The sequence below is a fragment of the Oryzihumus sp. genome, assembly GCF_036391795.1.
Classification (GTDB): Bacteria; Actinomycetota; Actinomycetes; order Actinomycetales; family Dermatophilaceae; genus Oryzihumus.
This window is the reverse complement of sequence record NZ_DASVZH010000202.1, coordinates 23733-31094: the sequence shown is the minus strand read 5'-3', so window position 1 is coordinate 31094 and position 7362 is coordinate 23733. Positions and strand designations below refer to the sequence as shown.

6 protein-coding genes are annotated in these 7362 nt (G+C 74.2%); 3 read left to right on the top strand and 3 right to left on the bottom strand.

Annotated elements, in window-relative coordinates; genetic code table 11:
- Positions 1 to 39 precede the first annotated feature (39 nt).
- The 3 genes from VF825_RS12420 to mraZ form a co-directional block, all read right to left on the bottom strand.
- Positions 40 to 699: a hypothetical protein gene (locus tag VF825_RS12420; protein ID WP_331113706.1), complete on the bottom strand. Its 660-nt coding sequence runs from the start codon at positions 697 to 699 to the stop codon at positions 40 to 42.
- The gene (gene rsmH / locus VF825_RS12415) at positions 696 to 1676 is read right to left on the bottom strand and encodes a 16S rRNA (cytosine(1402)-N(4))-methyltransferase RsmH (protein ID WP_331113704.1); all 981 of its coding nucleotides are present in this window, start codon (positions 1674 to 1676) and stop codon (positions 696 to 698) included. The genes VF825_RS12420 and rsmH overlap by 4 nt, the downstream gene beginning before the upstream one ends.
- Positions 1677 to 1862: 186 nt before the next feature.
- Positions 1863 to 2294, bottom strand: a complete 432-nt coding sequence (gene mraZ, locus VF825_RS12410; RefSeq protein ID WP_331113702.1) for a division/cell wall cluster transcriptional repressor MraZ — start codon at positions 2292 to 2294, stop codon at positions 1863 to 1865.
- Between the two features lie 363 nt (positions 2295 to 2657).
- Between mraZ and VF825_RS12405 the strand changes: the two genes are divergently transcribed.
- From VF825_RS12405 to VF825_RS12395, 3 genes are read left to right on the top strand one after another with little or no spacing between them, the layout of a single operon-like run.
- Complete coding sequence (locus VF825_RS12405) at positions 2658 to 3644, top strand: MoxR family ATPase (RefSeq protein WP_331113700.1); 987 nt, start codon at positions 2658 to 2660, stop codon at positions 3642 to 3644.
- A 55-nt stretch (positions 3645 to 3699) separates the two neighbouring features.
- Complete coding sequence (locus tag VF825_RS12400) at positions 3700 to 4959, top strand: DUF58 domain-containing protein (RefSeq protein ID WP_331113698.1); 1260 nt, start codon at positions 3700 to 3702, stop codon at positions 4957 to 4959.
- On the top strand, positions 4956 to 7349 hold the full coding sequence (locus VF825_RS12395) for a DUF3488 and transglutaminase-like domain-containing protein (RefSeq protein WP_331113697.1): 2394 nt from the start codon (positions 4956 to 4958) through the stop codon (positions 7347 to 7349). Before VF825_RS12400 ends, VF825_RS12395 begins: the two co-directional genes overlap by 4 nt.
- The last annotated feature ends 13 nt before the right edge of the window (positions 7350 to 7362 follow it).

Genomic DNA, 7362 nt, shown 5'->3' with positions numbered 1-7362 from the left:
GGGCCTCCCCGGCCTCCGTCACCGCTCGGGCTCACGTGCTCACCTCGTGCTCTTGGCGTTGCCGCCCTTGCCGGACGCCCCCTTGCCCTGGTGGCCCGAGGTGGTCCGCGTCGTCGTCGTGGTCGTGCTTCCATCGCTGTTGACCGTCGTGACCACCGTGGTCGTCACGCCGTTCTTCGTGGTCACCGCCGTGGTGCTCGTCGGCGTGGCGGCCGGCGTGGCGGAGGCTGCAGGCGCCGGGGCCGCCGAGGCGGCGGCCGGAGGCACCACGACCTGCCCGATCACGGTAAAGCCGGGCTGCTTCGTCGCCGGCTTCGCCACGCCGAACACGGCCCCGTCCGAGAGCCGCAGGAAGGCCGCCGACTGCGAGGGCACCATGCCCATCGACACGGCCTCGCGGGCCAGGTGCTGCGGCGAGGAGGCGTTCTCGATCTGCTGGGTCAACGCGTCCTGGGTGTCGCTGAGCTCACCGGAGGTGGCCTGCAGGTCGTGCAGCGCGAACGCGCCCTGGGCGAGGCTGGTGTTGAGCAGCAGCAGGCCGAGCAGGCCGGCGCTGAGCAGCAGCATGCACACGATGGCGAAGCCGGCGCCCGGCTTCTTCGTCTCGGCCCCGCTGACCACCCGCAGGCTGGGCAGCGTGGGCTGGCGGCGCGGGGCGCGGACCCCGACCCGAGCGGCCGCGGCAGTCATCTGGCTCATGCGGTGTGTCCCTTCGTGGCCCGGGTGCGTTCGGCGGCCCGGAGCCGGGCCGAGGCTGCGCGGGGGTTGGCTTCGATCTCGGCGGCGCCGGGTTCCTCGGCACCGCGGGTGAGCAGTCGCAGGTAGGCCGCGTGCTCGGGCAGCTCCACCGGGAGGCCGGCCGGGGTGCTGCTGCGGGCGCCGGCGGCGAGGACCCGCTTGGTCAGCCGGTCCTCCAGCGAGTGGTAGGACAGCACCGCGATCCGGCCGCCGACGGCGAGGGCGTCGATCGCCGCGGGCAGCGCGGTCTCGATGGCCTCGAGCTCGCCGTTGACCTCGATGCGCAGGGCCTGGAAGGTGCGCTTGCCGGGGTGGCCGCCGCTCCTCTGGGAGGCGGCGGGCACGGCGCCCTTGAGCAGGTCGACCAGGCGCGCGGAGGTGCTGAACGGCGTGGTGACGCGCTCGCGGACGATCGCCCTCGCGATACGGCGGGCGAAGCGCTCCTCGCCGTACTCCTTGAGGATGCGCTCCAGCTCGGCCTCGTCGTAGGTGTTGAGGACCTCGGCCGCGGTGATGCCGCGGGTCTGGTCCATGCGCATGTCCAGCGGCGCGTCCTGGGCGTAGGCGAAGCCGCGGTCGGCCTCGTCCAGCTGCAGCGAGGAGACGCCGAAGTCGAAGAGCACCGCCTGCACCTGCGCCAGGTCCAGGTCGTCGAGCACGTCGGCGATCTCGTCGTAGACGGCGTGCACCGGGGTGAACCGGTCGCCGAACGCGGCCAGCCGCTCCCCCGCGAGCTCCAGCGCCTCGGGGTCGCGGTCGATGCCGACCACGCGCGCGTTGGGGCAGCGCTGGAGCACGGCCTCGCTGTGCCCGCCCATGCCGAGGGTGCCGTCCACGTAGACCGATCCCGGCTCGGCCAGCGCGGGCGCGAGCAGGTCGAGGATGCGGTCACGCAGGACGGGGACGTGCCGCTGCTCGGCGGTCCCTCGTGCGTTCATGGGTGGGGGCTTCCTTCTCTTGGTATGACGGGTGGCTGGCTCGGGGTCAAGGGCCGGGTGGGTGGTCCTACGGTCAGGTCTCCAACCGCTCCAAGGGGTGCGGCCCGGGGCCGGGGAAGGTGTCCCGGGACGCGAAGCGGGTGGAGACCTGGCAGCAGGGCCGGTGGCGGTGGGCCCTCCGGCGGCTCAGAGGAGTCCGGGGATCACCTCCTCGGCCTGCTCGGCGAACGCCTGCTCGGTGCCCTCGAGGTAGGTGGCCCACGCCGTGCTGTCCCAGACCTCGACACGGGCGCCGGCGCCGATGACGGTGCAGTCCCGGCTCAGGCCGGCGTACTCGCGCAGGGTCGCGGGGATGGTGACCCGGCCCTGCTTGTCGGGGATCTCGTCGGAGGCACCGGAGAGGAAGACGCGCGCGTAGTCGCGGGCGGCCTTGCTCGTGACGGGTGCCTGCCGGATCGACTCGGCCACCCGGACGAACTCGTCCATGGGGAAGACGTAGAGGCAGCGCTCCTGCCCCCGGGTGACCACCAGGCCACCGGCGAGGCGGTCCCGGAACTTGGCGGGAAGGAAGAGCCGGCCCTTGTCGTCCAGGCGGGGGGTGTGCGTACCGAGGAACACGGCGCGCCTCCTCCCCTGCGGCTGTCGCGACGACCACTGCTCTCCTTGTCGCCCCACTTTACCCCACTCTCCTCCACCACATGCGGTTTTGCCGCAAGACGCAGCCCGACTTCTGCGGGGTTTGCGCAGGTCAGCCGGGGTGGGGCGCGGTGGGGGAAATCTGCCGTCGCGGGCCGCCGGCGCCGGGGGGCGTTGCCGCTGGCCCGAAGCGCCACGCACGGGCACCATGACGGATCGGCATCGAACCGGGTCCGGGGTGCAGGACGTGGAGGGAAGTGGGGGCGCCGGACCGCCCCGGACCGAAGGGGATGAACTTTGAGCGGGAGCAGCGCCGTCGGCGGCGGTTTCGTGCAAGATCAGGACATGGACGTGGAGTCGGGGACCCAGGCGGGTGGCAACGACAGCCTCGAGCTGGTCGGAGAGGTGGCCGGGCGGATCAGCACGGCCATGCAGGCGGTCATCGAGGGCAAGCCCGACGTCGTGACCACGGCGATCACGGTGCTGCTGGCCGGCGGCCACCTGCTCATCGAGGACGTGCCCGGCGTCGGCAAGACGATGCTGGCCAAGGCGCTGGCCCGCTCGATCGACTGCTCGGTGCGCCGGATCCAGTTCACCCCGGACCTGCTGCCCAGCGACATCACGGGGGTCAGCGTCTTCAACCAGGACGTGCGCGACTTCGAGTTCCGCCCCGGCGCGATCTTCGCCAACGTGGTGGTCGGCGACGAGATCAACCGCGCCTCGCCCAAGACGCAGTCGGCGATGCTGGAGTGCATGGAGGAGGGCCAGGTCACGGTCGACGGCCAGACCTACGAGCTGCACAAGCCGTTCATCGTCATGGCCACGCAGAACCCCATCGAGATGGAGGGCACCTACCCGCTGCCGGAGGCCCAGCGCGACCGGTTCATGGCGCGCATCTCCATGGGCTACCCCTCCCCCGCGGCCGAGGTGGCCATGCTGGAGACGCACGGCGACACCTCGCCGCTCGACGACCTGGTGCCGGTCACCGACGGCGAGACGGTGGCCAAGCTCATCGAGACCGTGCGCACCCTGTGGACCAGCCCGGCGGTGAAGCAGTACGTCGTCGACCTGATCACCGCGACCCGCAGCACCCCGGCCCTGCGCCTGGGTGCCTCCCCGCGGGCGTCGCTGCACCTGCTGCGCAGCGCCCGGGCGCACGCCGCCCTCGCGGGGCGCGACCACGTGCTGCCCGACGACGTGCAGGCCCTGCTGGTGCCGGTGCTCGCGCACCGGCTCCTGCTCACCGGCGAGACCCAGCTCGCGCGGCGCACCCCGGCCGACGTGCTGCACGAGATCGTGCGCCGGGTCCCCGTCCCCGCAGCCGGTCGGTGACCGGCACGACCCCACGGCGCGCACCCAGCCCGATGACCAGCCCGAGGCGACCCCGATGACCCGGTTCAAGGACGTGCTCACCACCCGCGGTCGGGCCTTCGTCGCGGCCGGGCTGACGCTCGTGGTCACCGGGCTCGGGCTCGGCCTGGGCGACCTGACCCGGATCGGGGTGCTGCTGGTCGCCCTGACCGTGCTCGCGTCGCTGACCAGCCGCCGGGCCCTGCCGGAGCTGAGCGTCGAGCGCCGGGTCCGGCCCGTGCGGCTGGCCGTGGACGAGGTGGCCACCGTCGAGGTGGAGTTCGGCAACACCGGCACCCGGCGCTCGCCGATCCTCATGGCCGAGGAGCGGGTCGACTACACCTTGGGCGACCGGCCCCGGTTCGTGCTGCCGCGCATGGCGCCGGGCGAGCGCCGCGTGGTCAGCTACGCGATCCGGTCCCACCTGCGCGGACGGCACCGCCTGGGGCCGCTGACCTTCCGCATCCGGGACCCGTTCGGGCTGTCCGCGCGCGCCGTGGCCCTCAGCTCCACCAGCGAGGTGCTCGTGCTCCCCCGGGTCGAGGAGCTGACCGGCGGCCGGGCCGGCGGCGAGGGGGTCGGCGCCGAGGGCGTCATCCCGCACATGGTCGCGCTGCACGGTGAGGACGACGTGGCCATCCGCGAGTACCGCGACGGAGACGACCTGCGTCGCATCCACTGGCCGGCCACGGCGCACCAGGGCGAGCTCATGGTCCGTCAGGAGGACCGGCCCGCCCGGCGCCGGGCCGTGCTCGTGCTGGACTCGCGCGCCGCGGGCCACCGCGGCTCCGGAGCCTCCGGCTCCTTCGAGTGGGCGGTCAGCGCGGTCGCCTCGGTCGCGGTGCACCTCGCCAACCACGGGTATGCCGTGCACCTGGTCAGCCACGAGTCGGTCACCGAGGGGCGCTCCGCCGAGATGATCGACGTGGACTCCGCCCTCGAGGCGCTCGCCCTGGCCGGCACCGACCCGGGCGCGACCCTGGACGACGTGCTGCACGCCGCGCACCCGCTGACCGCGGCCGGGGGCCTGGTCGTGGCGGTCGCCACCGACCACGACGAGGAGCTGCTGCGCCAGCTGCTGACCCTGCGCCAGCCGGGCGGAGTGGCGCTGCTGCTGCTGCTCGACTCCGCCAGCTTCGCCCACGGGACCAGCCCCGGCGGGGGTCACGCCGAGGACCTGGCCGAGATCGCCCGGGCTGCCGGGTGGGGCACCCGGGTGGTGCGCTCCGGGGAGTCCATCGCCCGGGTCTGGGCCGCGGTGTCGACGGGCACGAGCCGGATCGGGGTGGGCGGGTGAACGCCCGACCCGGCGATGCCGCCCTCGCCGCCCTGGCCACCGTCACCGCCATCTGGCCGGTGACCACGCTGCTGGACTCCGGTGAGTGGGTCCGCGCAGCCGTCACCATGGTCCTCGTGGTGGCCCTGGCCGGTGTCGCGGCCCGCTCGGCCCGGCTGCGCGGCTGGCAGGTGGTCCTGGGGCAGGCCGTCGTGGCGGCGATCGTGGCCGGCTGGCTCTACGGCCGTGGTCACCTGTGGCACGGGCTGCCCGGCATCGAGACGGTGACGGCCTTCAACAGCCTGCTCGTCGACGCGCGCGGGACCATCGAGAGCTTCACCGCGCCGGCACCGACCACGCGTGGCCTGACCCTGCTCGTCGGACTGGTCGCCGGGGTGGTCGCGGTGGTCGTGGACTACCTCGCGGTCACCCGCCGGTCCGCGGCGATGGCCGGCCTGCCTCTCCTGGCCGCCTTCCTCGGTTCCTCCGCCAACAGCGGGTCCTCCCTGCACCCGGCGTTCTTCGTCGCGTTGGCCGTGGTGTGGCTGGTCATGGTCGGCCGACAGGGCACCGGCCTGGTCCGCCGGTGGAGCACGACGAGCGCCACCCCCCTGACCCCCGTCAGCTCGGCCTCCTCCGTGGGCGACACCGGCGCCGCGGGCACCGCCACGCTGGGGCGGTCCCTCGGGGTGGTGGCCATCGTCGCCGCCCTCCTGGTCCCGCTGGCCCTCCCCCACCTGCCCACCCGGTTCCTGCTGTCGGGACTGGGTCGCAACGACGACAGCAGCGGCGGCGGCAACGTCGGCTTCAGCCAGAGCCTGGACCTGTCCCGCGACCTGGCCGACCGCAGCACGCGGCCCGTCCTGACCTACCGCACCACCGCGAGCGCGCCGCCACCGCTGCGGGTGACCGTGAGCTCGACCTACGTCAACGGCACCTGGCTGCCGCCGCGGCGCAGCGTGGACCGGGTCGCCACGGGCACGGAGCCGTCGGTGCCGACGCCGACCGGGCTCGACCCGTCGGTGCCCAAGCGGCGCGAGTCGGTCAGCGTGCTGGGCAACCTGCTCGAGCCGCCGAACCTGGCTGCGCCCTATCCCCTGGCCGGGGCGGACCTCGGCGGGACCCGGTGGGGCCTGGACAACCGCACCCAGTCGCTGCTCGTCGCCGACCAGGTCTCCGGCTACGACCTGTCGTACTGGGACGTCGAGCCCACCGACAGCATGCTGCGCGACGGGGTGCCCGGCGCCACCACGAACCGGGTGGTCGACCCCCGCGACCTGCAGGTCGACTCGCGGTCGGCGGTCCGGGTGCGCGCCCTCGCCGACGCGGTCACCAGGGGACGGACCAACGCCTACGACAAGGCCCTGGCCATCCAGGAGTTCCTGCGCAGCAACGGCGGCTTCACCTACTCCCTGACGCTGGCCCCGCCGGTCACCGACCGCACGGGGCGCGTGGTGCCGCTCGACCCGCTGTCGCACTTCCTGGTCACGCGCCAGGGCTACTGCGTGCAGTTCTCCACCGCGATGATCATGATGGCGCGCGCGCAGGGCATTCCTGCGCGGATCGCGGTCGGCTTCCTGCCCGGCCACGTCGACCGGGGCATCTGGACGGTCGCGGTCGCCGACGCCCACGCCTGGCCGGAGCTGTACCTCGACGGGGTCGGCTGGCTGCGCTTCGAGCCGACGCCGGCCGCCCGCAGCGGTGCCGCGCCCGTCTACGCCACCGTGCTGCCGGGCACCAGCGCCGACCAGGGGCGCCCCACCGACACCACGGCGAGCGGCAGCAGCTCCTCGAACCGCAAGCAGGACCTGCTCGAGCGCGCGAACGACCTCGCCACGCCACAGACGGCCCTGCCCGGTGCCAGCTCCCGCGCCTCGTGGGTGGACCACCTGCCGCACGGGTGGTCGTTGGTGCTCCTTGCGGTGCTGCTCGGGCTGGTCGGCGCGGCCGTCGCCCCGGCGGGAGCGCTCTGGTCACGCCGGCGGAGGCTGCTCTCGGCCCCCGACGGCGCCGGCCGGGTCGAGGCGCAGTGGGTGGCGCTCACCGAGCAGCTCGCCGACCTGGGCATGCCCGCGCCACCGAGCCAGACCCCGCGCCAGCTGCGTGACCACTACGTGCGCGAGGCCTACCTCGACGAAGACGGCGAACAGGCCCTTGGCCGGGTCCTCGGCACCCTGGAGCGGGCCCGCTACGCCCCGCCGCACGCTGCCGTCACCGACCTGCGAGAGGACACCCACCTCGTCCTGCGGGCCGTGGCGCCGACCCGGCCCCCGTGGCTCCGGCTGCGCGCGGTGGTCATGCCCTCGGCCGGGACAGCCGAGGTGCGCCGCCTGCGCCGGCGGCTGGCGCGGGCGCTGGGCAGCCCGTTCCGGGCCGTGGCCGACCTGGTCCGGCGCCTGACCCAGCGCTGAGGCCCGGGGTCCG

What these genes read in the sequence shown, in the direction of transcription:
- rsmH (WP_331113704.1), bottom strand. Translation starts at nt 1,676, where the DNA reads ATGAACGCACGAGGGACCGCCGAGCAGCGGCACGTCCCCGTCCTGCGT.
- VF825_RS12400 (WP_331113698.1), top strand. Translation starts at nt 3,700, where the DNA reads ATGACCCGGTTCAAGGACGTGCTCACCACCCGCGGTCGGGCCTTCGTC.
- VF825_RS12420 (WP_331113706.1), bottom strand. Translation starts at nt 699, where the DNA reads ATGAGCCAGATGACTGCCGCGGCCGCTCGGGTCGGGGTCCGCGCCCCG.
- VF825_RS12405 (WP_331113700.1), top strand. Translation starts at nt 2,658, where the DNA reads ATGGACGTGGAGTCGGGGACCCAGGCGGGTGGCAACGACAGCCTCGAG.